Origin of the sequence: Chryseobacterium turcicum (genome assembly GCF_021010565.1) — a bacterium.
In the GTDB taxonomy this organism is placed as follows: Bacteria; Bacteroidota; Bacteroidia; order Flavobacteriales; family Weeksellaceae; genus Chryseobacterium; species Chryseobacterium turcicum.
In genome coordinates this window covers 910,001-932,709 of record NZ_JAJNAY010000001.1, presented here as the reverse complement: position 1 = coordinate 932,709, position 22,709 = coordinate 910,001, and the positions used below count along the sequence as shown (strand labels likewise).

Annotated in this window: 23 protein-coding genes and 1 pseudogene (1 of these 24 cut by a window edge); 9 read left to right on the top strand and 15 right to left on the bottom strand. The window is 32.6% G+C overall.

Features of this window, described 5'->3' with window-relative positions; translation table 11 throughout:
* Window positions 1-164 precede the first annotated feature (164 nt).
* The 7 genes from sucC to LO744_RS04340 all read right to left on the bottom strand — a co-directional run bounded on the left by sucC (window position 165) and on the right by LO744_RS04340 (window position 6,710).
* Window positions 165-1,355 (bottom strand): ADP-forming succinate--CoA ligase subunit beta, encoded by a 1,191-nt coding sequence (gene sucC / locus LO744_RS04370; RefSeq protein WP_066680541.1) that lies wholly within the window; start codon window positions 1,353-1,355, stop codon window positions 165-167.
* A gap of 131 nt (window positions 1,356-1,486) precedes the next feature.
* Window positions 1,487-2,764 carry a chloride channel protein gene (locus tag LO744_RS04365; RefSeq protein WP_230667362.1) on the bottom strand — a complete coding sequence of 426 codons (1,278 nt, stop codon included), beginning with the start codon at window positions 2,762-2,764 and terminating at the stop codon, window positions 1,487-1,489.
* A gap of 239 nt (window positions 2,765-3,003) precedes the next feature.
* Entirely contained in the window at window positions 3,004-3,687 is a 684-nt protein-coding gene (locus LO744_RS04360) for a hypothetical protein (RefSeq protein ID WP_230667361.1), read from the bottom strand.
* Between the two features lie 69 nt (window positions 3,688-3,756).
* Window positions 3,757-4,143: a DUF423 domain-containing protein gene (locus tag LO744_RS04355; protein WP_230667360.1), complete on the bottom strand. Its 387-nt coding sequence runs from the start codon at window positions 4,141-4,143 to the stop codon at window positions 3,757-3,759.
* Window position 4,144: 1 nt separating this feature from the next.
* Complete coding sequence (locus LO744_RS04350) at window positions 4,145-5,215, bottom strand: hypothetical protein (protein WP_230667359.1); 1,071 nt, start codon at window positions 5,213-5,215, stop codon at window positions 4,145-4,147.
* Window positions 5,215-5,382, bottom strand: a complete 168-nt coding sequence (locus LO744_RS04345; RefSeq protein WP_230667358.1) for a hypothetical protein — start codon at window positions 5,380-5,382, stop codon at window positions 5,215-5,217. Before LO744_RS04345 ends, LO744_RS04350 begins: the two co-directional genes overlap by 1 nt.
* The gene (locus tag LO744_RS04340) at window positions 5,382-6,710 is read right to left on the bottom strand and encodes a hydroxymethylglutaryl-CoA reductase, degradative (RefSeq protein ID WP_230667357.1); all 1,329 of its coding nucleotides are present in this window, start codon (window positions 6,708-6,710) and stop codon (window positions 5,382-5,384) included. The genes LO744_RS04345 and LO744_RS04340 overlap by 1 nt, the downstream gene beginning before the upstream one ends.
* Window positions 6,711-6,907: 197 nt before the next feature.
* On the opposite strand from LO744_RS04340, the gene LO744_RS04335 reads away from it, so the two are divergent.
* The 3 genes from LO744_RS04335 to LO744_RS04325 all read left to right on the top strand — a co-directional run bounded on the left by LO744_RS04335 (window position 6,908) and on the right by LO744_RS04325 (window position 9,471).
* Entirely contained in the window at window positions 6,908-8,164 is a 1,257-nt protein-coding gene (locus LO744_RS04335; RefSeq protein ID WP_230667356.1) for a putative DNA modification/repair radical SAM protein, read from the top strand.
* Window positions 8,165-8,243: 79 nt separating this feature from the next.
* Window positions 8,244-8,642, top strand: a complete 399-nt coding sequence (locus tag LO744_RS04330; RefSeq protein ID WP_230667355.1) for a DUF6678 family protein — start codon at window positions 8,244-8,246, stop codon at window positions 8,640-8,642.
* Between the two features lie 70 nt (window positions 8,643-8,712).
* Window positions 8,713-9,471, top strand: a complete 759-nt coding sequence (locus LO744_RS04325; RefSeq protein ID WP_230667354.1) for a TIGR03915 family putative DNA repair protein — start codon at window positions 8,713-8,715, stop codon at window positions 9,469-9,471.
* Between the two features lie 59 nt (window positions 9,472-9,530).
* On the opposite strand, the gene LO744_RS04320 is transcribed toward LO744_RS04325, so the two are convergent.
* Together LO744_RS04320 and hutH are read right to left on the bottom strand one after the other, a co-directional pair.
* On the bottom strand, window positions 9,531-9,977 hold the full coding sequence (locus tag LO744_RS04320) for a GNAT family N-acetyltransferase (protein WP_230667353.1): 447 nt from the start codon (window positions 9,975-9,977) through the stop codon (window positions 9,531-9,533).
* Between the two features lie 89 nt (window positions 9,978-10,066).
* On the bottom strand, window positions 10,067-11,557 hold the full coding sequence (gene hutH / locus LO744_RS04315) for a histidine ammonia-lyase (protein ID WP_230667352.1): 1,491 nt from the start codon (window positions 11,555-11,557) through the stop codon (window positions 10,067-10,069).
* 126 nt (window positions 11,558-11,683) lie between these two features.
* On the opposite strand from hutH, the gene LO744_RS04310 reads away from it, so the two are divergent.
* From LO744_RS04310 to LO744_RS04295, 4 genes and pseudogenes are all read left to right on the top strand, one after another.
* Entirely contained in the window at window positions 11,684-12,445 is a 762-nt protein-coding gene (locus LO744_RS04310; RefSeq protein ID WP_230667351.1) for a hypothetical protein, read from the top strand.
* A gap of 88 nt (window positions 12,446-12,533) precedes the next feature.
* On the top strand, window positions 12,534-14,327 hold the full coding sequence (gene uvrC, locus LO744_RS04305) for an excinuclease ABC subunit UvrC (RefSeq protein ID WP_230667350.1): 1,794 nt from the start codon (window positions 12,534-12,536) through the stop codon (window positions 14,325-14,327).
* 44 nt (window positions 14,328-14,371) lie between these two features.
* Window positions 14,372-15,058, top strand: coding sequence for a hypothetical protein (locus LO744_RS04300; protein WP_230667349.1), 687 nt, complete (start codon window positions 14,372-14,374; stop codon window positions 15,056-15,058).
* A 547-nt stretch (window positions 15,059-15,605) separates the two neighbouring features.
* Window positions 15,606-15,926 (top strand): annotated as a pseudogene (locus LO744_RS04295) (helix-hairpin-helix domain-containing protein); the annotation flags it as partial.
* Between the two features lie 61 nt (window positions 15,927-15,987).
* On the opposite strand, the gene LO744_RS04290 reads toward LO744_RS04295, so the two are convergent.
* Both LO744_RS04290 and LO744_RS04285 read right to left on the bottom strand, forming a co-directional pair.
* Window positions 15,988-16,812, bottom strand: a complete 825-nt coding sequence (locus tag LO744_RS04290; RefSeq protein ID WP_230667348.1) for an anti-sigma factor — start codon at window positions 16,810-16,812, stop codon at window positions 15,988-15,990.
* 1 nt (window position 16,813) lies between these two features.
* On the bottom strand, window positions 16,814-17,323 hold the full coding sequence (locus LO744_RS04285) for an RNA polymerase sigma factor (protein WP_230667347.1): 510 nt from the start codon (window positions 17,321-17,323) through the stop codon (window positions 16,814-16,816).
* Between the two features lie 251 nt (window positions 17,324-17,574).
* Here LO744_RS04285 and LO744_RS04280 point away from each other — a divergent pair, with 251 nt between their 5' ends.
* Window positions 17,575-18,144, top strand: coding sequence for a fasciclin domain-containing protein (locus LO744_RS04280; RefSeq protein ID WP_230667346.1), 570 nt, complete (start codon window positions 17,575-17,577; stop codon window positions 18,142-18,144).
* A gap of 86 nt (window positions 18,145-18,230) precedes the next feature.
* Here the strand turns inward: LO744_RS04280 and LO744_RS04275 are convergent, their stop codons facing one another.
* From LO744_RS04275 to LO744_RS04260, 4 genes are read right to left on the bottom strand one after another with little or no spacing between them, the layout of a single operon-like run.
* Window positions 18,231-18,986 (bottom strand): hypothetical protein, encoded by a 756-nt coding sequence (locus LO744_RS04275; RefSeq protein WP_230667345.1) that lies wholly within the window; start codon window positions 18,984-18,986, stop codon window positions 18,231-18,233.
* 21 nt (window positions 18,987-19,007) lie between these two features.
* Window positions 19,008-20,090 carry a putative type IX sorting system protein PorV2 gene (locus LO744_RS04270; protein ID WP_394799507.1) on the bottom strand — a complete coding sequence of 361 codons (1,083 nt, stop codon included), beginning with the start codon at window positions 20,088-20,090 and terminating at the stop codon, window positions 19,008-19,010.
* 14 nt (window positions 20,091-20,104) lie between these two features.
* On the bottom strand, window positions 20,105-20,983 hold the full coding sequence (locus tag LO744_RS04265) for a DMT family transporter (RefSeq protein ID WP_230667343.1): 879 nt from the start codon (window positions 20,981-20,983) through the stop codon (window positions 20,105-20,107).
* Between the two features lie 52 nt (window positions 20,984-21,035).
* The gene (locus LO744_RS04260) at window positions 21,036-21,977 is read right to left on the bottom strand and encodes a hypothetical protein (RefSeq protein WP_230667342.1); all 942 of its coding nucleotides are present in this window, start codon (window positions 21,975-21,977) and stop codon (window positions 21,036-21,038) included.
* 466 nt (window positions 21,978-22,443) lie between these two features.
* On the opposite strand from LO744_RS04260, the gene LO744_RS04255 reads away from it, so the two are divergent.
* Window positions 22,444-22,709, top strand: partial view of an acyl-CoA carboxylase subunit beta gene (locus tag LO744_RS04255; RefSeq protein WP_230667341.1) — the 5' end (the start) only. Its footprint extends 1,363 nt past the window's final position; the window shows 266 of its 1,629 coding nt (coding positions 1-266); its start codon is at window positions 22,444-22,446; the stop codon falls past the right edge of the window.

The following is a 22,709-nucleotide window of genomic DNA, read 5'->3' as shown; positions in this document are numbered from 1 at the left end:
ATTTCACAGATTAAATCAGACATATATTGCAATAAAATCGTCAATAACCTTGTAATAATAGGTGTTACAGGCGTATGACTGAAAACGGACATTCATAATAATTAATCTATAAAAAAACCGCTCCAAAAAATGGAACGGTTTAAATTTATATAAAAATTTTAGAATTAAGCTAAAACTTCTTTTACTTTGTTTGCAGCTTCTTCTAAAGTAATTGCAGAGTGTACCGGAAGACCAGACTCGTCAATTAATTTTTTAGCTTCTACAGCATTAGTACCTTGTAATCTTACGATTAATGGAACAGGAAGGCTTCCCATTGCTTTGTAAGCATCTACAACACCCTGAGCAACTCTGTCACATCTTACGATACCTCCGAAGATGTTGATCAAAATAGCTTTTACGTTTGGATCTCTCAAAACGATTTCGAAAGCAGTCTGTACTCTTGCAGCATCTGCAGTACCTCCAACGTCTAGGAAGTTAGCTGGGTTACCACCAGATAATTTGATGATATCCATAGTCGCCATTGCAAGACCAGCTCCGTTTACCATACAAGCAACGTTACCGTCTAGTTTTACGAAGTTAAGCCCTGCTTCACCAGCTTCAACATCCAAAGGATCTTCTTCTCTTGTATCTCTAAGTTCAGCTAAGTCTTTGTGACGGAACAATGAGTTACCATCTAAAGTTACTTTAGCATCTACCGCGATAATTTTGTTATCTGAAGTTTTCAAAACCGGGTTGATTTCGAAAAGAGATGCATCAATTCCTACGTAAGCATTGTAAAGAGATGAGATGAATTTTGTAAATTCTTTGAACGCATTTCCTTCAAGACCTAAATTGAAAGCAATTTTTCTAGCCTGGAAACCTTGAAGACCCAAAGTAGCATCGATTAATTCGTTGTGGATTAAGTGAGGCGTTACTTCTGCAACGTGCTCAATATCCATACCTCCTTCAGTAGAATATACGATTGTATTTTTACCTTCAGCTCTGTCTAAAAGAATAGAAACATAAAATTCTTTAGTTTCAGATTCTCCAGGATAATATACATCCTCAGCAACCAACACAGAATTTACCAATTTACCTTCAGCAGAAGTCTGAGGCGTAATCAATTGCATTCCTAGGATGTTTGTAGCGTTTTCTTTAAGTTTATCCATGTTTGGAGAGAACTTTACACCACCACCTTTACCACGACCACCTGCGTGAATTTGTGCTTTTACAACCCAAGCCTGAGCTCCTGTTTCAGCAGTTAATTTTTCAGCAGCAGCTACTGCTTCTTCAACAGTGTTTGCTACGTGACCACGTTGGATAGCTACTCCATACTTTGATAAAATCTCTTTTGATTGATACTCGTGAAGATTCATATTATTTTTATTATTTTATTTTAATATTTAAAGGTTGACAAATTTAATAAAAAGACACGGAAGTCCAAGTTTATTAGACTAAAAATTAAGATGATATTTCTTCTTTCATTTACTTTTTGCCTCAAATATTTCTATTCTTCAGTTAATTTTTCCGACTGCGAACCGATAAATGGAATTTTGGGAGCCAAGAAATATCCCGTCAAACTTGCAAAAAGTATCGGAACGAAATAGGTAAATCCGGTTAAAGTTCCCAAAATAATTGTTGTACTCATTGGCGTTCTTGTGACACAAGCATTAATTGCCGCCATACAGCTTACAATCGCTAAAGTGGTATCGACCGTTGGAAATAAATGATGAATAATCAATCCTAAAGTCGTTCCCACAAAAAACAACGGAATGATAAAACCACCTCTCCATCCTGAAGTTACAGTAATGGCAATGGCTAAAATTTTAAAAACTAAAATGATTATTAAAAAATTCAGCGTGTACTCTCCGTTAATTAATTCATTTATTTCATGATGCCCGAAATATCTTGTCAATGGAAAATAAAACGCAATAACTCCTAATAAAATTCCGCCCACCAAAGTCTTGATGTAAATAGGAAATTTTCTGTATTCGAAAGCTTTTTTGAAAAATTTAACGACAAAAATGAAAATCCAGCCAAATAAAGTTCCTACAATTCCAAAAGCTGTTGCGTACGCAAAATCGTAAACTCCGGTGTAATGATAAGCTTTCAAATCCCATGTCGCCCCAATTCCCAGATGAATAATCAACGCAAACATCAGATAACTGAAACAACTCGCCACCAAAGCCGGAATAATCGCTTTATAATATTCTACAGCGTGTTTATGATGCAGAATTTCAAGAGAAAATAAACTTCCTCCAAGTGGAGCTCCGAAAAGTGCTGTAAAACCCGAAGCCATTCCGGCAATACTTAAAGAACGCAATTCTTCTCCTTTCAGCCTAAAAAGTTTCCCCAAATAAGTTCCTGTAGAACCGGTAACCTGAACCAAAGGCGCTTCAGGACCTAAACTTCCTCCCGATGCCACACAAAATAGTGATGACAAAATCATGGAAGGATTATTCTTCGGGTCTAATTTCCCTTTATTAAAACGGATATTATTGACAATTAAATGGATTTCTCCCGGGTCGCCAATAAAATGAATGACCAAACCTGCCAAAAGACCAGAAATTGCCATCGTTGGAATCACCATCCAACCTTGGAATTGATGTAAAAACTCCGTGAAATGCTCAAGAACAATCCAGTATAATCCGGCGATAATTCCGCCCACTAAACCGGTGATTGCCCACATAAAAAAAGAACGACTGAATACGAAAGGATTAAACCTCATCGGCTGATCCAAAAGATTAAAAGTTCGTATTAAGCGACGTCTTCTGTTGATTTTCATTTTAATTTATTTTTAAAATTACCATCATCATTTGTTATAATATATCTTTTTGAAATACAGCATTTTTAAACCACTAAGGCTAATTAAAAAGTGAATATTTTTTAAGAATCAATGAAATTGACTTAAGCAATCCTCTTACTTTTTACTTTAGTAAATCTTAAAAAAACTGAATCGTTTGTATTCTTAAAAACTAAATAATCTTAATGTTTAAAATAAGAAATAGCCTAAAAAGGTTGTTGTTATTCAAATCTTAAAACGATAGGTTGTGTAAAATTTTGTACAATTGGTTTTTGATTATATAGCAAAGGTTTCTCTAAACCTCCGATTGCATAAAGGAATAATGCACTGATAATTCCAAATTCGGCCTTAGATGCTTCACTGTATTTTACTTTTTTGAATTTCCCGTCCACATCGATTATAAAAGTCAATTTACAACGATAAACTCCTTCATCAAGCTCTTCTACTAAATAAGTAGGAAAATTAAGCGTCAATTGTTTTTGTAACTCTTGAAGTTGTTGGAAGTTTTCAACCTCGGTAATATCAATAGATTTATTTTTTATTTCTTCCGAAGAAGTGATTCCGGTTTGAGTGTTTTTTTCGGCTTGTATTGCATTTGTTGTTTTAAACGAAAGACTTGAATCTATTTTTCCAACCACCCCTTCTTTGTCATAAATGCTTTGATACAGTTCTTTTAGGCTATTTAATTTTTCACCATAAAAGCTTTTATACTTTTGTCCATATAAAGCTGCATCCTTCTTGTAATCGTAATGTTTAACACTATCAGAAAAACGATTTTGAATATTTTTAATTTCTGTTAAAATCCCCCTATTCATTAATTTTCTCTTCTCCTGAGCATTTATTTTCGAAACACTAAAAAAAGAAATAATAAGGATTACAAAAAATAATATAGACCGCTGATTCATAGTGTGATTTTTCAGTAGACAATCTACACAAAATATCGCAGTTTTTACTTTTAGCTTCAATCGCATTGATTAAATTTTATTCTTCACAAAATAAAAAATCAGCATCAGCCAAGCTAAAATCATAAACAAACCTCCAAGTGGTGTAATCGGACCTAAAAATTTAAGATTCATTCCCAAATAATCCTGCAGACTTAAAAAATAAATGCTGAAAGAAAACAGCATCGTTCCGGCAATCATCAAAATAGAAATCCATTTTTGAGATGAAGTGTCAAATTTTAAAATATATCCTGCAATCAGCAAAAAGAAAGCAGCGTACATTTGATATCTTACACCTGTTTCAAAACTTTCCAGTCTTTCCACAGATAAAATTTTCTTTAAAGCATGCGCTCCGAAAGCACCTAAAATAACGGATAACATTCCATATGCGGCACCGAAGACTAAAGTAATTGTTTTCATTTTATAATTCTTCTAATTCTAGTTTTAAATATTTCTTTGTTTTATAATCCTGCCAGGTACCTGAGATTTTACTCCCTTGTAAATCGGCTTCTATCAAAGCTCTAAAAATCCACTGATTCGTTTCTTCACTATAGTAATCATTCTCAATAATCGACAGATGATTCCCATTCAATTTCCCGTTCCACTCGATTAGTTTTTTATTTTTATCGTACCAATATTTTGCAGAAAAAGAACCGTCTTCATATACTTTATCTATCAAAACAGTGATAGGATATTTACCATCGATTTTTCCTTTATACAGTTTATTATTAATGCTTGTTTTATCAACTTTTTCGGAATCTGACAATAAATTCTTTGCGTACGAATTCCAATACTTTTCCAAATCTTTATACTGAAATTCCACAACATGACTACCCAATTCATCCAACGCTCTCATCGCATGATTAGAACATCTTCCGGCAATAAATCTGATTTTATTTTTCGCAAAATAATATTCAATCCCATCTAAAGTAAAATCGGTAAAGCAGCCTTCATAAATAGCAATTTGGTCTAAAACTTCTTCCGAAGGTTTTTTTTCTGACTTTAATTCTGTGAGATAATCATTAATTTCTGTTTTAATCCTTTTCTTAATTAAATTCTCAACTGTTTTTATAGCATTAGGCTGAAATAAATCTTTAGCATTGATTAAATTCCCTGTTCTCAAATCAAAATTCTTCCAAATATCAAAACCTTCAGGATAAGCTCCAGAAGCTTCACCACTAATGGCAATACTCAAGATATTTTTCGGAGTTTCCAGTTTTTCCCAACTGTAAAAATATACGTAGTTGGAATACGAAGTTTTTCCTGCAGATACCAATTGAGAAGGTTTCCCTTCTGACCCGGGAATATATTCAAGCTGACTGACCTGCAAATAGGTATTTATTTTATTTTCAACCAAAGGTTTTTCAGCATAAGAAACTTTTGGAAAAGCAAAATCTTCAGACTTCGGTTGCAAATCAGTTATTTTTAAATTTTTCTGTTGCGAAAAACTTAAACCGGAAATTAACAGGAAAAATAGAATTTTCTTTTTCACTACAATGGACTTAAAAATGATGCAACCAATCTGCTAATCAATATCACAACTCCCAGAATAATAAACATTTTCCAAAACTTTTTAGAATTTCTAAGACCAGGATGATTAGATTGTTTAAGAAAGACTCCAAATACCATGAATAAAACAGCCAAAATAATCTGTATCATTATTTTTCTCTTAATCTGTTAAATTCATTAATAACTTCATGATGCGTAACCGTTTTATCTTTAAAATAGGTTACGAAATGTTGTTTTTCTTCTTCCGTTGCGCCCATTTGGTTTAAAATATTCAGCAAATGCATTTTCATATGACCTTTCTGAATTCCTGTTGTTACCAAAGAACGAAGTGCCCCAAAATTCTGAGCCAATCCTGAAACAGCCAAAATACTCATCAATTCCTGAGCAGAAGGCTTACCAAGAAGTGCCAAAGAGAATTTCACCAAAGGATGCAGATTCGTTAAACCGCCCACAACACCTACAGAAATAGGAAGGTCAATCCAGAATCTGAAAACTCCGTTATCAATTGTACAGTGCGTCAACGAAGAATATTTTCCGTCTTTTGCAGCATAAGCATGCGCACAAGCTTCGGTTGCTCTGAAATCATTTCCGGTTGCAATTACTACCGCATCTACGCCATTCATAATTCCTTTGTTGTGTGTGGTTGCACGGAAAGGTTCAATTTCAGCAATCGTAACCGCCTGTTTGAATTTTCTTGCAAATTCTTCGTTTGAAATTCCGCTATCATCTTTTAAATCTTCTATCTTACAAGAAACTTCGGCTCTAACCACACAATCCGGAGTGAAATTGGAAAGAATATTCATCACAATCTGCAAAGAATTTTTCTCTTCCTGTGTAAAATCTTCACTGATGACGATTTCCTGTTTTAATGTTTTCCCAAACTGCTCCAAACAAGAATTAATAAAGTTAGCTCCCATAGAATCTACCGTATCAAAACTTGCCTTCAATTGATAGTAATTGGGCATTTCGGAAGTCTTGTCAATCAATTTTATATCTAAAATTCCACCACCACGATTTCTCATGTTTGCTGTAATCGCTTCTGTTGCCTCAAACAGTTTTTTCTTTAAATTGAAATTAAAAAAATGCTGCAGTTTGTGAGATTCAACATCAATAATAAAATGCGTGTGTCCCAATTTTTCGGTGTTGATAATGGTTGTTTTAAAACCTCCTTTATCAATCCAAAATTTTGCTGCTTTTGAAGCTGCCGCAACAACCGAACTCTCTTCTACTGCCATTGGCAATGCGAATAATTTTCCGTTGATTAAAAAATTAGGCGCAATTCCGTAAGGCATATAAAAGTTGGAAATTGTGTTTTCAGAAAACTCGTCGTGAAGCTTCTGTAAATCTGCATTTTCGTTCCAATATTGATTGAGTATATTTTGATAATCCTGGTTTCCTTCGAGATATTCGTTAACTAGCCAGTCAATCTTTCCCTGTTTGGTTAATTTAGAAAAACCTTCTACCGGTTTATGATTCATATGGATACTATTTATTTTTTATATCGTTAATCGTAATTTTTACGATTTCACTCATAAATTTGATGACCGTAAATATACTAATTTTGCTTTGGAAATATGTGGATAAGTTTGCGTTAAAAAGCCTGACTTTTCTCAATTTTGGACTTAATTTTGCTAAAGAAAATAAATATCTCAATCACATTTAAATCTAAAATAAAATGAATTTTGACCGTGTAAAAGAAAAGCTGGAAATACTTGCAGATGCTGCAAAGTATGATGTTTCGTGCTCTTCAAGCGGTGGAAAAAGAAAAAACAATGGCGGTTTAGGTGACAGCTCAGCAAGTGGAATATGTCATACGTATACAGAAGACGGTCGTTGTGTTTCGCTTCTCAAAATTCTTTTGACCAATCATTGCATTTACGATTGCATTTATTGCGTTTCCCGAAAATCAAATGACATCAAACGTGCTGCTTTTACGGTGGAAGAAGTGGTCGATTTAACCATTAGTTTTTACCGCAGAAATTATATTGAAGGTTTATTTTTAAGTTCAGGAATTTTCAAAGATGCAGATACCACGATGGAACGTTTGGTGCGTGTTGCAAAAAAACTAAGAACCGAGCACAATTTCAACGGGTATATTCATTTGAAATCAATTCCCGGAGCGAGTGATGATTTGATGAATGAAGCAGCGCTGTATGCAGACCGACTTTCTGTCAATCTTGAAATTCCAACAGAATCTGGTTTGAAATTATTGGCTCCTGATAAAAATCGTGAAGATATGCTTCAGCCGATGCGGATTGTTCAAAAGGGAATTCAGCAATATAAAGATGAGAAAAAACTCATCAAAAGTGTTCCTAGATTTGCTCCAGCTGGACAATCTACTCAGATGATTGTGGGGGCTACCAATGAAAACGATTTACAAATCATTAAAGTTGCCGACCATTTTTACAAAAATTACGGAATGAAACGGGTTTATTATTCGGGTTACATTCCTGTGACAGTCGATAATCGTTTACCGGCAATTACGGCGGAAGTTCCTGTTTTACGAGAAAACCGCTTATATCAATCAGATTGGCTGATGCGTTTTTATGGTTTTAAAGCCGATGAAATTTTAGATTCTAATATTCCATTTCTTGATTTGGAAGTTGACCCAAAACTAAGTTGGGCATTGAGACATCTCGACCAATTTCCTGTTAATTTGCAAACTGCAGACTACAAAATGATTCTTAGAATCCCTGGAATTGGCGTAAAAACTGCACAGAAAATTGTGAGTGCAAGACGTTTTCAGGTTTTGAATATTGACCATATTAAAAAATTGGGAGCTGCGGTAAACAGAGCAAAGTATTTTATTGATTTTACTTATGGTAACCCTTTCTTGAAACATTTAACAGATTTGAATTTAAGAAAACTAATTATTGGTGGAAGTCAGTCGAAATTTCAGAATCAATTTTCACAGCAATTGACGCTTTTTTAAAAGCAAATTGCACAAATATTTTTCACAAACTACACAACCTTAAAATATGAGAACCAAGAAAGCATTCATCCATGATCAATTGCAGATTCAAAAAATTGACAGTGCAATTTCACAGTTCTCACAGCGTTTGATGTCAAATTCAAAATGGGTAAGATTGATTGATGGGTTAGTTGATAATATTGAACAAATAAGGAAAATTCAATTTAAAAAAATTCAAAATGATAAAATCGGTGAGTTATTTTTGGATGAAAATACAATTTATGAACACGATTATTGGCATAGTGGTTTTAAAGGAAATAATTCTTTCGGAGAATGGCTGGAATTCAGAGAAATTGAATATTTAATTTTCCCTAAAATAATTGATTCAAAAAATGTTATTCAAAATTTAGAAGAAATTCAATTAATTATAGAAAAAATTGGGCATTTTTCCATAGAACTAAATGAAGATAACCTAAAACTAATTTGTTATAAAGAGTAAACTCAAACTCCACAAATATTTTTCACAAATAACACAAATACTCAAACTCTAAAACCCTCCCACTCAAAAAATGACTACGCTCCTCTATGATGGCAGTTTCGATGGACTTTTCACAGCGATATTTGAAGTTTTCGAGTATCGATATAAAGATGTAGAAATTTTTAATAGAGAAAATTTTCAGCAAGAAAATATGTTTGCGGAAATTCAAGAAGTGATTACCCAAGAAGAAAAGTCGGAGCGAGTTTTAAATAAATTAGAGCAAAATATTGGCAAATCAGGAATTAATCAACTCCTAAAAGTTTTTTTATCGGAAGACCAAGAAATGGAAAATCTGATTTTATCTACTGTAAAACAATCAATCAAACATCCTGAAGAAAATATTCTGCAGAATTTTGTTGATTCTGATATGTTGAAAATCTCAAAAATTTGCAAATCTGTAAGCCGTGAAAGACATCGGATGACTGCTTTTGTACGGTTTGAAAAACTGCAGGATGATATTTATTTTGCGAAAATCGACCCTGATTTTAATGTTTTACCTTTAATTAGAAAACATTTTAAAGACCGATATGCAGACCAAAAATGGATGATTTATGATTTGAGAAGACATTACGGTTTGTTTTATGATTTAGAAAACTGTGAATTCTTTTATCCTGGTGAAAAATTAGATTTAAACCAATATCAGCAGAAATTTCACGAGGAAGAAAAGAAATATCAAACGCTTTGGCAAAGTTATTTTACGAAAACCAATATTAAAGAAAGGAAAAATACAAAACTCCACATTCAGCAGGTTCCGAAACGATATTGGAAATATTTGACAGAGAAATGGTAATTGCAATTAAGTTTTGGCTAAAACAAGAAGTCGGGCTAAAGCCCGACCCTATTGATATTTTATAAAATTTTATCGAAACAAATACTGTTTTCAATTCCTATATACTGACCGTAATTTGGAATCATTTCATAGCCACATTTTTTATATAGTGCGACAGCTTCAACCTGAAGTTTTCCTGTTTCCAAAACTGTTTTTTTGTATTCTAATTCTTTAGCCCAAACTTCGAGTTCTTTTAAAACGGAAACTGCAAGACCTTTTCCGCGATAATCAGGAAGTTTAAACATTCTTTTTACCTCCATAGAATCTTCATCAAGCGCTTTAATAGCGCCACAAGAAACCGCTTCATCGTTTTCAAATACCACCACACAATTTTTCAGCATGTCGATTTTATTAAACTGATCATAAAAAGCATGATCTTCGCCATCCATAAAAGCTAAATAGACATCCAGCTTTTTTACAAGATTTTGAAATTCGGGATTCTCGGAAGTTGTTCTGAGGATTTGCATTTATTCGTATTAAAATTTTTCTCGCAGATTTAGCAAATTTCGCTGATCATAAAGCCAGCTCAATCTGTTTAGTCTGCGAGAGATTTCATTTAAAAATTGACAACAAACTTTCTATCATTAATCAACTCAGCAATGGCCAACATATCTTTTCCAATCAATCGGTCGTCTTCCAATTTTGCTACTTTTGAACGTAGAATAGAGAAGTTTTCTTCAATAATTTGAGAGCACTTTGCTGGTCTTCTGAATTCTAAACCTTGTGCTGCAAACATTAATTCAACGGCTAAAATATTTACTAAATTCCCAAGAACCTGATTAAATTTTCTACCAGAAATACTTCCCATCGAAACATGATCTTCCTGACCCAAGCTTGTAGGAATAGAATCTGCCGAAGCCGGAAAACAAAGCGTTTTATTTTCAGTTACCAAAGCTGCAGAAGTATATTGCGGGATCATAAACCCTGAATTTAATCCTGAGCTTTCTGTTAATAATCTTGGTAAACCGTATTTTCCTTCTAATAATAAATAAGATCTTCTGTCTGAAATATTTCCTAATTCAGCCACCGCCAAAGTTGCGTAATCTAAAGGCATCGCCATCAATTGTCCATGGAAATTACCTCCCGAAATAGATTCTTCAGCACTCAATACAATTGGATTGTCTGTCACTGAATTAAGCTCAGTTTCTGCCATCATTTTAAGATGTTCGAAAGCATTTCTACTTGCACCATGCACCTGCGGAACACATCTCATCGAATAAGGATCCTGTACTCTTTCGCACTCTTCATGAGCTTTTAAATTTTCAGAATTCTTTAAAAATTTCACCATTCTTGCGGCTACTTTTTTGCTTCCTTCAAATGGTCTGATGTCGTGAAGCTCTTTTTTAAACGGGCTTGCAGAACCTCTGTACGCCTCAAGACTCATTGCAGCAGTCATATCTGCTAAGTCTAATAAATATTCAAACTTTTCTAAACCTTTTATCGCGTGAGCCAGAATAAACTGAGTTCCGTTGATCAATCCTAAGCCTTCTTTTGGTCCTAAAACCAAAGGCTCAATATTATTTTTCTCTAAAATTTCAGCCGTTTCAAAGATTTCGTTTCCTACCCAAACTTGCCCAAGTCCTAGAAGAGGTAAAACCAAATGAGAAAGAGGCGCCAAATCTCCTGAAGCACCTACAGAACCTTGCTCTGGAACTACAGGAATAATATCTTTTTCAAGCATTAAAATAAATCTTTCGATTACTTCCAAAGAAACTCCCGAAAAACCTTTAGACAAAGCATGAACCTTCGCAATCATCATGATTTTTGAAAATTCTTTATCAATAGGTTTCCCAACGCCTACTGCGTGAGAAATAATTAAATTGTACTGAAGTTGCGCTGTTTCTTCCTCAGAAATTTTCACATCACAAAGTGGTCCAAAACCTGTATTGATGCCATAAACCGTTCTGTCTGATTCTACAATCTGTTTTACATTATTCTGAGATTTTATAATCTGTTCTTTCGCCGCATCATTCAACTGCGCTTTATTGGGGTCTTTACAGATTTCTAAAACATCATGGAAACTGAAAGTATCTATACCGTAAATCATTTTTAAAAAATTTGCCTAAAAGTACACATTTTGAATCATACATAAAAAGTCATCTTTCAAGGAATTTTTTTTTCAGAAACAGACAATTATTTTCTTATTTTTATCGCCATTTTAAAACTAATCTATATGAAATTTAAAGCTCTATTATTGGCACTTTCGCTGACAAGTGCATTCTCATTTGCCCAAGACAAGGTGAAGTATTCTAAGGAAGACATCAAAAAAATGGAAACGTATCTTTTCAATGAAGGATTCAATATCCCATCACCAAAGAAAATATCTACCATTATTATGAAAGATGGCACGATAAACAAAGGATACTGCAGCAAAGTAGACTCTAAAAAAGGACAGATTTACGAAATTGCCATTAAAGACAGCGCAACAAAAAAGCAAATGACTTTTAATGCAGAAAATGTAAGTGAAATGTACATCTATCCAAGTAATGCTGAGAAGATTGCAAAAGTTGGAAAATATTTTGGAAATATCAGAAATTTTGGAACCAAAAAATTGACCAAAAATACAACCGGCGAAAATATTCACTTTGTCAATCAAACTGTTTCTTTAAAGAATAAAAAAGAAGATAAAGAATTTTTGATGCAACTTATTAACCCTGAATTTAGCGATATCATCTCTGTTTATCATGATCCGAGAGCTAAAGAAACTGGAGGTGTTTCTTTTGGTGGACCTCAATTAGGAGGTGGCGTTATCAAATCTTTTTACGTAAAAAAAGGGGATAAAGTAATGTGGCTTCACAAAGATGATTTTGAAGACAACTATGATTTCCTATTTGGTGACAATGCAGAATTCATGAAAAAGTATCCTAAAAAATCAGCAGAATGGGATTATTTTAGCTTTTTGGTAAGTAAATATACCGAAATGACAAACGGATAAAATTATTGAACTATAAATCTGAAGCTGTAGAATTTTCTGCAGCTTTTTTTGTTGTTTTAAATATATTGAGAATGCTTATTTTTGTCTTATGAATCCTTCTTTAGAATTACAGCTTAAAACTTTACCTTCAGAACCCGGTGTTTATCGATATTATGATAAAAACGAAAATCTGCTGTATGTGGGAAAAGCAAAAAATCTAAAGAAAAGGGTACTTTCTTATTTCAACAAAACCCTTTCTGGATACCGCACCAGAATAATGGTCGGAAAAATAAACCGTCTGGAAACTACAATAGTCAACAGCGAATATGACGCTCTTTTATTAGAAAATAATCTGATTAAGGAACATCAGCCTTTCTACAATGTGATGTTGAAAGACGACAAAACCTACCCCTGGATTTGTATAAAAAATGAAGATTTTCCTAGAATTTTCCTTACAAGAAATAAAATAAAAGACGGTTCTGAATATTTCGGGCCTTACGCAAAAGTACGTCCGGCAAAGATTTTATTAGATACCATTAAGCATATTTATAAACTTCGTACCTGTAATTTAAATTTATCTCCAAAAAAAATTGAGGAAGGAAAATACAAAGTTTGTCTCGAATTTCATATTAAAAACTGTGAAGGACCTTGCGAAGATTTGGAAAGCAAGGAAGATTATGACGAAAAAATTGATGCTATTCGTGGAATTGTAAAAGGTGATTTCCGAAGAGCAAAAGAATATCTCATCAATCAAATGACGAAATATGCATCTAATCTTCAGTTTGAAAATGCTCAGATAATTAAAGAAAGACTGGATATTTTAGAAGACTATCAGGTAAAACATACGGTCGTAAATCCGGATATTGATGATGTAGATGTTTTCGGAATGACGAGTGATGAAACGGCGGCATACGTTAACTATTTTAAAATCAGAAACGGAAATATCATACAGAGTTTTACGACCGAAATCAAAAAAATGCTTGAAGAAACCGATGAAGAAATCATGGAAGAAGCATTGATTGAAATTCGTCAGAAATTTGATTCTGATTCTAAAGAAGTTTTGCTTCCATTTCACTTAAGTGTTGAAATTCCAAATGTAAAGCTGATTGTTCCAAAAGTAGGTGACAAGAAAAGAATTGTGGAGCTTTCAGAGAAAAATGCCAAAGAATACAGAATTGAAAAACTAAAACAGGTACAGATTGTAGACCCAGAAAGACATTCTAACAGAATTATGGCGGAGATGCAGAAATTACTAAGAATGCCTGTTGAACCTAGACATATTGAAGGTTTTGACAACTCAAACATTCAGGGAACAAATCCTGTTTCGGCGTGTGTTGTTTTTAAAAATGGAAAACCTAGTAAAGCTGACTACAGGATTTTTCATCCAAAAACAGTTGTTGGCCCCGATGATTTTAAAACAATGGAAGAAGTAATTTTCAGACGTTATAAAAGAATGCTGGAGGAAGGCGAAAGTTTACCCCAGTTAATTTTGATTGACGGTGGAAAAGGACAGCTTTCTTCTGCAGTAAAAAGTTTAAAACTACTTGGTCTTTACGGAAAAATTACCATTGTAGGAATTGCCAAAAGGCTGGAAGAAATTTTCTTTCCCGAAGACCCTATTCCCTTATACCTTGATAAAAAATCTGAAACTCTTAAAATTTTACAGCAGGTACGTGACGAAGCGCATCGTTTTGGGGTAAAACATCACAGAGCAAGACGTACCAATTCTACTATAAAATCTGAGCTTGAAGAAATTCCGGGGGTTGGTGAAAAAACAATTGAACTTCTTTTATCAAAATTAAAATCAGTAAAAAGAATCAAAGAATCTAACCTTGAAACTTTAGAAGAAATTTTAGGAAAATCTAAAGCGAAAGTAATTTGGGAATTTTTTAATTGTAACTAATTAGAATTAAAAAAAATATTATATTTGTTTGATAAAAATTAATTATGAAAAAATCACTTGTACTTTCCTTTTTTTGTTCTATTAATATTTTTCATTCACAAATTGCAAGCCTAGAAGCAGGTGTACGTCCTGGTGTGGCACTAGAAGCAAATACTTTTACAGGAGTAAAAGAAGAGACTTTAGATTATAATGCAATTGAAGGCTCTCCTTTTCTTACAAAAGATTTTGTAATAGCTAAATCTACTTGCTGTAATGAATCTTCTCTCATGAGGTACGATATTTATACTGACGAAATCCAGTATCAGAAAGATAATATAAATTATACTTTATTAAAACAAGAGCCCTATTCTAAAATTATTTTTGAAAACCCTATTAATAAAACTCTTGTTTTAGCTGATGTAAATAATGACAATAAGCCTGGTTATTATTTTCTACTTGTAGATGGGAAAAACTCTCTTCTTAAAAAACAATCTATTAAAGTCGAATCTTTTTCAGATTCTAAAAAAAATTCTTTTGGTAAAAAGGATAAAATAATTAGTTTCAAAGAAAATGAACCGACATATTATGTGAAAACTGAAAAAGGAAATTATAAACTTTTAAAAGGGAAAAAAGAAATATTAGAATTATATCCTGAAAAAAACAGCGAACTCAATTCTTTTTTCGACAGTAATAAAATAAAATTCAACAGAGAAGAAAGTTTGGTTAAATTAATATTATTTCTTAATCAATAATTAAATCTCTATTTAAATTTTACTCACTATTATATCGGATAAATTTGATTTTTATTTTCGTAATTTTATTTCATTGCTAAATTAAAAACACACTGAATAATCTGTATTTTGAAACAAGCTCAAAATAAATTACTCAATCATCATTTAACTATTATTAATTATATGTATATCCGTAATTAATCAATTTACTGACTACTACCCTATAATTCAACAAGATACGTTGTTTATTTTTTAAGATTTCACCCTGAAATCAAACGAAAATATCTTAAATTACACCTTAATGAACTCATTTCACAGATTAAATCAGACATATATTGCAATAAAATCGTCGATAACCTTGTAATAATAGGTGTTACAGGCGTATGACTGAAAACGGACATTCATAATTAATTATGACTGAATCTGTTTTCAATCTAATAGTCAAAGATAGTTGGTAAAATTATTTGTAATGCCGATTATTACGAATGATACAGAAAGTTTATTGAACTTTGTTTCTATAAACTTTTTTTATGCCTGAAAATTCAAAAAAAGTCGTTGTTAGAGTGGCAAAAGACTGGAAGAAATTTTCTTTCCCGAAGACCCTATTCCTTTATACCTTGATAAAAAATCTGAAACTCTTAAAATTTTACAGCAAGTGCGTGATGAAGCGCACCGCTTTGGGGGAAAACATCACAGAGCAAGACGCACCAATTCTACCATAAAATCTGAGCTGGAGGAAATTCCGGGGGTTGGTGAAAAAACAATTGAGTTGCTTTTATCTAAATTAAAATCAGTAAAAAGAATCAAAGAAGCTAACCTTGAAACGTTAGAAGAAATTTTAGGAAAATCTAAAGCGAAAGTGATTTGGGAATTTTTTAATGCTAAATAGAATAAAAAATCTCTTATCGATATGATAAGAGATTTTCATTTTATTATTGTTTAAAAGGAAATTAAACCCCTCCCATTACATACATATTTTCCATGGTAGGAACTGTACTTCCGCCTTCTTTTTCCAAAGTAATAGCAAAAGCTTCTGCCTTTGGAATGGTTGACAAAGCTATTTTAGCATCTTTTTCGTCGGTGTACATTCCTGCACTTACAGGTTTTCCATCTGCAATTGCCCAAAGCTGATATTGCATTCCTTCCGGAGCTTTTGGTAGACTATTTGCCGTTAAATAAACATCTTTGGACGTTTTGTCCCAATAGACTACTGCGTTGGATTCAGGATGTTTTTCAACTCCTGCCAAAACAATTTTAAGCATATTTGGGTTTGAAGTAATCTTCAGTTTTTGCTCAAGATTCTGCATCGCAAGATTTTGAGACTGCTTATCAGATTTTAAATCTGCCAGTTCTTTTTTAATATCACTTTGGCTATTCATCCAATACAAATTGCCTCCGATACTTACTAGAAATAAAACAGACGCTGCGACTGCAAAGTTTTTCCAGTTGTTATTCTTTTCTACTTTTATTTCCTGCGTTGCCTGTTGAGATTCTGTTTTAGGCTCAACATTATGGATTGGAATTATTGGTTTTTCATCGACAACTTTTTGTTCAAGTTGAATTTTATCCCAGATTTTTGATTTTAAATCGTTGGGTGGTGTCACCGCCTGCGCCGTTGCAAGCAATTCAAAAGTTTGCTGCGCTTCTTCATAAGCGGCTTTCACTTCTGCATTATTCTTCATCACACACTCCAAAATACCTGCTTCCTCGGGAGAAGCAAGACCTAGAATGTACGATTCTAGAATTCCGGATGATATGTATTCTTTACTATCCAATTTATTGATAATCTTTTAACAAGTCTTTTAATTTAATCAATGCATTTCGCATTTTTGTCTTAACAGTACCTAAAGGCATATTCAGTTTTTCTGATATTTCACTCTGCGTAAACCCTTGATAGTAGGCAAGATCAATGAGTTCTTGCTTATCAGATTCCAAACTTTCGAGCACTTTATTAAACCCAATAAAATCTGAATTATTGGTAGTTGAAAGTTCCGCATTCTCATATACGAAATCTGGTAAAGGTTGGTTTTTAAGTTGGTTTTGGAAACTTTTAGATTTAAGATAATCAATGGCCGTATTTCTGGCGATATTAATCATCCAAGTATAAAATCTTCCTTTCGCAGCATCATATTGATGAATAGAATTCCAGATTTTCACAAAAACATCCTGAATAATTTCTTCTGTATATTCTTTAGACTGAACAATTCTGAGGATTACACCATATAATGCACCCGAATAGTTATCATACAAGTGATGAAAACCAGATTCATTTTGCTGTCTCAACAAAACGATAAGTTCGTCTTCAGAATATTTTGTTTTAATAGTGATTTTATTTCATTCCAAATGTAATGAAATAAAGTAAACAATGAGAAAAAACTTTTAAAAATTACATACCACACAGAATTGATTAAAAAATAATCAATTACAGTTAATTTTTGTTAAAATTAAAATTCTTAAATCTAAAACAATTTGATCTTCGTAGATGATGATAACAAACAAAAATACTTACTCAATAATAATTAAAAAAAATTAAGGAAATGAACACAAGATCAAAAATCGCAGTATTCGGAATGGTGGCTTTATCATTCGCATTCAGTGGAAATGCAGCTGCACAGCAAATGAAAGAAAAAACAGTAATGGTAGGTGGTGCAGCAATGTATCCTTCGAAAAACATTATTGAAAATGCAGTAAATTCTAAAGATCATAAAACTTTGGTTGCCGCAGTAAAAGCAGCTGGTTTAGTAGAAACATTGCAAAGTAAAGGTCCGTTTACCGTTTTCGCTCCTACCGATGCTGCATTCGCAAAATTACCTAAAGGAACAGTAGAGAATCTGGTAAAACCTGAGAATAAGGCAATGCTTACAAAGATTTTAACGTACCACGTTTTACCTGGAAAGTACAGTGCTAAACAAGTTTGGGCAGCCGTGAAAGCAGGAAATGGTAAAGCAATGATGAAAACAGTACAAGGAGAACAATTAACTTTCTGGACGAAAGGAAAAGATTTATATGTAACCGATGCAAAAGGTAACAAAGCAAAAGTTACCATTGCAGACGTGAATCAATCAAATGGTGTAATACATGTAATTGACACGGTATTGATGCCTTAATTTTAGTTTTTTATGGTTTATTTTAAGGAAGCCTTACCTGAAATTTTCGGGTAAGGCTTTTTATTTTTTGTGGAAAAGTTTTTTAATTATTTTACAGGAGCAAACACTTCTTTAGAATACTCATCATTACTTCTTGGAATTTCAATCACTAAATTTCCATTTTCATAATAACCTGTGGTAGATTCACCTGAACTAAGTTTAACTCTGAAAACGTCTTTTTTAGTCGTTTCCTTGAAAGTAGCAAAAGGAACAGAGCTGTTTCCGTCTACTAGAATAAACTGAGCAGCATCAATCTGAATTTTCTGAAGGTTTAATTTTCCATTACTGTATTTTACAGCTCTTAAAGTTTGAGGCTTTTGTTCGTTTACTTGAGGTATTTGCGGCACAGCTTCTATAACTTTAATTTCTTTTTTATACTCTGTATTTTCAATAGGGCTAGCAACCGGAATCCTCGCAAAAGTTTCAGATAAAGCATCTTTAAAGCCTTCTTCGTATTCTTTAATAGACGTAATTCCTTTTTGTGAAGAAATAACTTTATTATTACAATCTTTAAATTCTAAAATAATTTTGTTTCTAAGAAAGTTACTATCGTTAATAACGTCAGCGTTTAAGACACTACAAGGATTCACATTGGCTTCTTCCGGCCATTGCCCTCTGTTTTCAGAAATCACAACATATTTCTTAGCTTTCATATTTTTAGTTAGAAATGCACTAAGCCCATAATTATTCTTTTTAAAACCTTCAAACGAACTTGGAACTACTACATATTTATAATCTGATACTTTCTGTGCATACGATAGCATGACACAAAAAGATGATATTATAATCGATAACTTTTTCATAAAATTTATTTAAACCTAAAATTAGTCATTTCTAAATTCTCCCATATCTAGTTTTAATGAGAAGAAATTAGAATAAAAATTAGAACCTCCGATTCCAGAATTACTGATCGCATAGTCAAGCGTTAAACCTCTGTAACGGATTCCAATACCTGCACTTGGCTGAAAAGAAACTTTTCGCTGAAGATCTTCAATATCTGTAATCGACTGAAATCTGTTGACTCCCAATCTCACAAAAATCATTTTCTGATATCCTAATTCAGCTCCGGCATATGGTGTGATACTTGCAAAATCTGTTGAAAGAAGAGCCGCCGTTTTAGCAAAATCTACATTAATTCCGGCTTCTGGTAAAACATACAAACTGCTGTTTATATTGAATAATTTACTTGCTCCTGCATTTAGCTTCGGCATTGTTAATTCCATTTTATCGGTTGGAGCAGGGTTAAATTCTTCACCATTGACAATGGTAGACAATTCTTTTTGATTTACACTCCAGAAGTTGACTGTTGTGGTAGCGTCACGAAGAACACCACCGAATTTCCAGCCATTATCAGCTTTATAAATAGCTCCAACATCAAAACCAAAACCATATCCGCTTGCAAATTTTCCTACATTTCTGTAAACAATTTTAGCATTTACACCGACATCCAATTTCGGATTTCCACCAGGATTGAATGCGTAAGAAATAATTCCTGCATAATCTGATTGTGAGAATTTAGTAATTTTATCATAATCGATATTTCCTTCCGTATCGATTAGCTGAGTTGTATTTAAAATATTATCAACTCCTAAACGAACTACAGAAACTCCGAAAACACCTGTTTCTAAAACTTTTGCGTAAGCCAAATAATCATATTTAGCGATAGATTCAAAATATTCTGCGTGCATTGCCGCCCCTTGCCAATCTCGGGTAATACCGTTTAAACCTGCGGGATTCCACATCGGTGAATATACATCATCCTGACTAGTCATCACAGCACCACCCATACCGATTCCTCGGGCGCCGGCTCCTATATTTAAAAATTCGTTGGAATATTTTCTGATAATCTGAGATTGAGAAAACCCAAATAAAAGGGAAAATACTAATAATAGATATTTTTTCATCATGTAGAAATGGATACTTAGTTAATGTTTTTTTGTTTTCTAGTTTTTATCAGTGCGTTTACCACAATAGCCAAAATCATAACCAAAGATGCAACATAAAATACTGGGCTCATGTGTTCTGATTCTCCAAAGATAAAAAAAGCTAGTATAATTCCGTAAACTGGTTCTAAATTAACTGTTAAAATTAAAGTGAAAGGCGAAATATATTTCATCAGCTTCACAGATTCAAACATAGGATACGCTGTAAATACACTTGCCAATAAGCCTATTAACGCAAGATCTCTATAATTTATTTCCTTCATCTGCATCATTTGTCCCGTCACGAGGTAAAATAACATCAAAATAAACCATCCTGAGAAAATTTCGTAAAAAATAATATTTCCAGAACTGGTTTTACCGAAAAGTTTCCCATTAAAAACTGAAAATACGGTTCCGAAAATAGCGCACAGAACGCCATAAAAAATTCCTTCTTTATATTGAAATTCTGTTTTGAAAATAAGCAAGATGCAGGCTACAATCACCGTTCCCATTACCACTTCTGAAATATCAATTTTCCTTTTAAAAACAATAGGCTCCAAAACCGAAGCAAACAAAGTAGATAACGAGAGACAACTTAAAGCAATAGAAACATTAGAAACTTTTATCGAATAAAAAAAGCAATACCAGTGCAGCGCCATAAAAAAACCAACTCCTGATAATTGAAAGAATAGTTTTTTTGAAACTTTAATGCTTTCTTTTTTATAAATCCTTATAAATGCATAAAGAAATATGGCAGCAAATAGCATTCTGTAGAAAACAAGAATATGGGCATTGGCGGTAATCAGCTTTCCTAAAATTGCTGTAAAACCCCATAAAAAAACGATTAAATGTAATCTGAAAAGTGCTAATTTCTGCATGGTAATGTCTAACCTAATTAAATTGTTGAATTTGTTTTTTTAAGATACTTTTTTAATGGATTTGGATTTCATTTTGCCTTTTCAGGGCATTCAAAAGTTTATGCTCAAAATCTAGAATAATATTTTTTGACCAAAACTCTCCATAAAACGGAATATTAGACTTCACTTTATAATCACAAACCAAAGTAAGCTCAGTTGTATTTTCATCTAAACTTCTCAATTTGTATGTGATATTATCGAAAATTAAATTCTTATTTCTTAGAATATGATTGAAAGTCTGACTGCTTTTGAGGTTAGATTTTTCAACATTTATTTTAAAACTCAATTCTTCCAGATGCTTTGACTCTACAACACTTTCATTCAAAATAATTCCATTACTGAAATATCCTAATCTTGTATTTGATTGTTGATCATATTCAGATTTAATAGGATTTGGAAATCCAAAATAATTAAATGTAGACTTTTCTACATAATGTGTAAGATCAGGAACAGAAAATAAATGATTCCAAATTTTTTCTTTTGGAGCATTAATTATATTTTTTTGAGAAACGGTAAGCTGAGATTCTTTTTTAACGATATGCTTTTCAATATTTCCCAACAGTATAGGCAACACTAAAATCAGTAAGCTATTTTTGTTAAGTTTATTTGAAAAATTTGAATCATCTGCATTCAAAAGGTGCCTGAAAATGAAACTAAGTATCACCGAAAAAAATACGTATGGTGGAAACAGAAGAATAAAACATCCCAAATCTTCCAGCCTTGTGATAAATGCAATAAATAGAAATAATGTAACACTTAATAATGGAAAGAATACAGATTTTAATCTACTTTCCATAAAAGCCTTTTTATCAAACAAAAACGGAATATATCCCATCACGAATGGTACAAGAATAATGTACGTCCATGAATTAATATCAAGAATACCAAATTCAACTAAAATTCTAAAAATTAGTGCATAAAAAGTTGAAAAAATAATTCCGAAATAGCTCTTCATTATAGGTTTGTCACTTATTTAATGTTTTTAATATAAACATACAAATTTACAAATAGCTTTTCATTAAATTTAAAAAAATATCAGATTACGATTATTATTTCTAATGATAATTCTAAGCTGCTGATTCAGTCAAAAAATTTAAGCCGTTAATTAGCTTATTAATGAAATTCTAAACAATAAACATAAAATAGAAAGGTATAAAATCTAAAAACCCTGAAAACTTATGCAACTTTCAGGGCCTTCAAATAATAAACTATTAAAAAAATAAACTAGGAATTGAGTATTTATATAGAAACTTTCATTTCTACTACTCTATTGTAAAGTTAGCAAAATATGCACCAAAAAAAACAGCTTATTTGTTAAAAAATTCATAATTTTCTAATAATCAATCGATTAAAACAAAATAAACATATTTTATTACTTTTTTTAAAAATAGTATCTTTAGCCAGATTAAAATATAAATTTCATGGATATTGAATTTAACAAAAGAGAAGATCAAAATAAATTAAAATTATCTGAAATAAACCGTTTGCTGACCGAAATAAAAAAAGGAGGCGGTGAAAAAAAACTTCAGAAACTTCGTGACGAAGGGAAAATGACAGCCAGAGAAAGAATAGAATATCTTCTTGATAAAAATTCAGATTCCATAGAAATTGGTGCTTTTGCAGGCTACGAAATGTATGAGGAACATGGTGGCTGCCCAAGTGGTGGTGTTGTCGTGGTAATGGGTTA

Bases quoted from the DNA above. Each gene is read 5' to 3' on its own strand.
- LO744_RS04355 (WP_230667360.1), bottom strand. From the start codon at position 4,143: ATGAAAACAATTACTTTAGTCTTCGGTGCCGCATATGGAATGTTATCC.
- LO744_RS04280 (WP_230667346.1), top strand. From the start codon at position 17,575: ATGAACACAAGATCAAAAATCGCAGTATTCGGAATGGTGGCTTTATCA.
- sucC (WP_066680541.1), bottom strand. From the start codon at position 1,355: ATGAATCTTCACGAGTATCAATCAAAAGAGATTTTATCAAAGTATGGA.
- LO744_RS04340 (WP_230667357.1), bottom strand. From the start codon at position 6,710: ATGAATCATAAACCGGTAGAAGGTTTTTCTAAATTAACCAAACAGGGA.
- LO744_RS04320 (WP_230667353.1), bottom strand. From the start codon at position 9,977: ATGCAAATCCTCAGAACAACTTCCGAGAATCCCGAATTTCAAAATCTT.
- uvrC (WP_230667350.1), top strand. From the start codon at position 12,534: ATGAATCCTTCTTTAGAATTACAGCTTAAAACTTTACCTTCAGAACCC.
- LO744_RS04365 (WP_230667362.1), bottom strand. From the start codon at position 2,764: ATGAAAATCAACAGAAGACGTCGCTTAATACGAACTTTTAATCTTTTG.
- LO744_RS04310 (WP_230667351.1), top strand. From the start codon at position 11,684: ATGAAATTTAAAGCTCTATTATTGGCACTTTCGCTGACAAGTGCATTC.
- LO744_RS04275 (WP_230667345.1), bottom strand. From the start codon at position 18,986: ATGAAAAAGTTATCGATTATAATATCATCTTTTTGTGTCATGCTATCG.
- LO744_RS04300 (WP_230667349.1), top strand. From the start codon at position 14,372: ATGAAAAAATCACTTGTACTTTCCTTTTTTTGTTCTATTAATATTTTT.
- LO744_RS04345 (WP_230667358.1), bottom strand. From the start codon at position 5,382: ATGATACAGATTATTTTGGCTGTTTTATTCATGGTATTTGGAGTCTTT.
- LO744_RS04335 (WP_230667356.1), top strand. From the start codon at position 6,908: ATGAATTTTGACCGTGTAAAAGAAAAGCTGGAAATACTTGCAGATGCT.
- hutH (WP_230667352.1), bottom strand. From the start codon at position 11,557: ATGATTTACGGTATAGATACTTTCAGTTTCCATGATGTTTTAGAAATC.
- LO744_RS04260 (WP_230667342.1), bottom strand. From the start codon at position 21,977: ATGAAGAGCTATTTCGGAATTATTTTTTCAACTTTTTATGCACTAATT.
- LO744_RS04265 (WP_230667343.1), bottom strand. From the start codon at position 20,983: ATGCAGAAATTAGCACTTTTCAGATTACATTTAATCGTTTTTTTATGG.
- LO744_RS04325 (WP_230667354.1), top strand. From the start codon at position 8,713: ATGACTACGCTCCTCTATGATGGCAGTTTCGATGGACTTTTCACAGCG.
- LO744_RS04270 (WP_394799507.1), bottom strand. From the start codon at position 20,090: ATGATGAAAAAATATCTATTATTAGTATTTTCCCTTTTATTTGGGTTT.
- LO744_RS04360 (WP_230667361.1), bottom strand. From the start codon at position 3,687: ATGAATCAGCGGTCTATATTATTTTTTGTAATCCTTATTATTTCTTTT.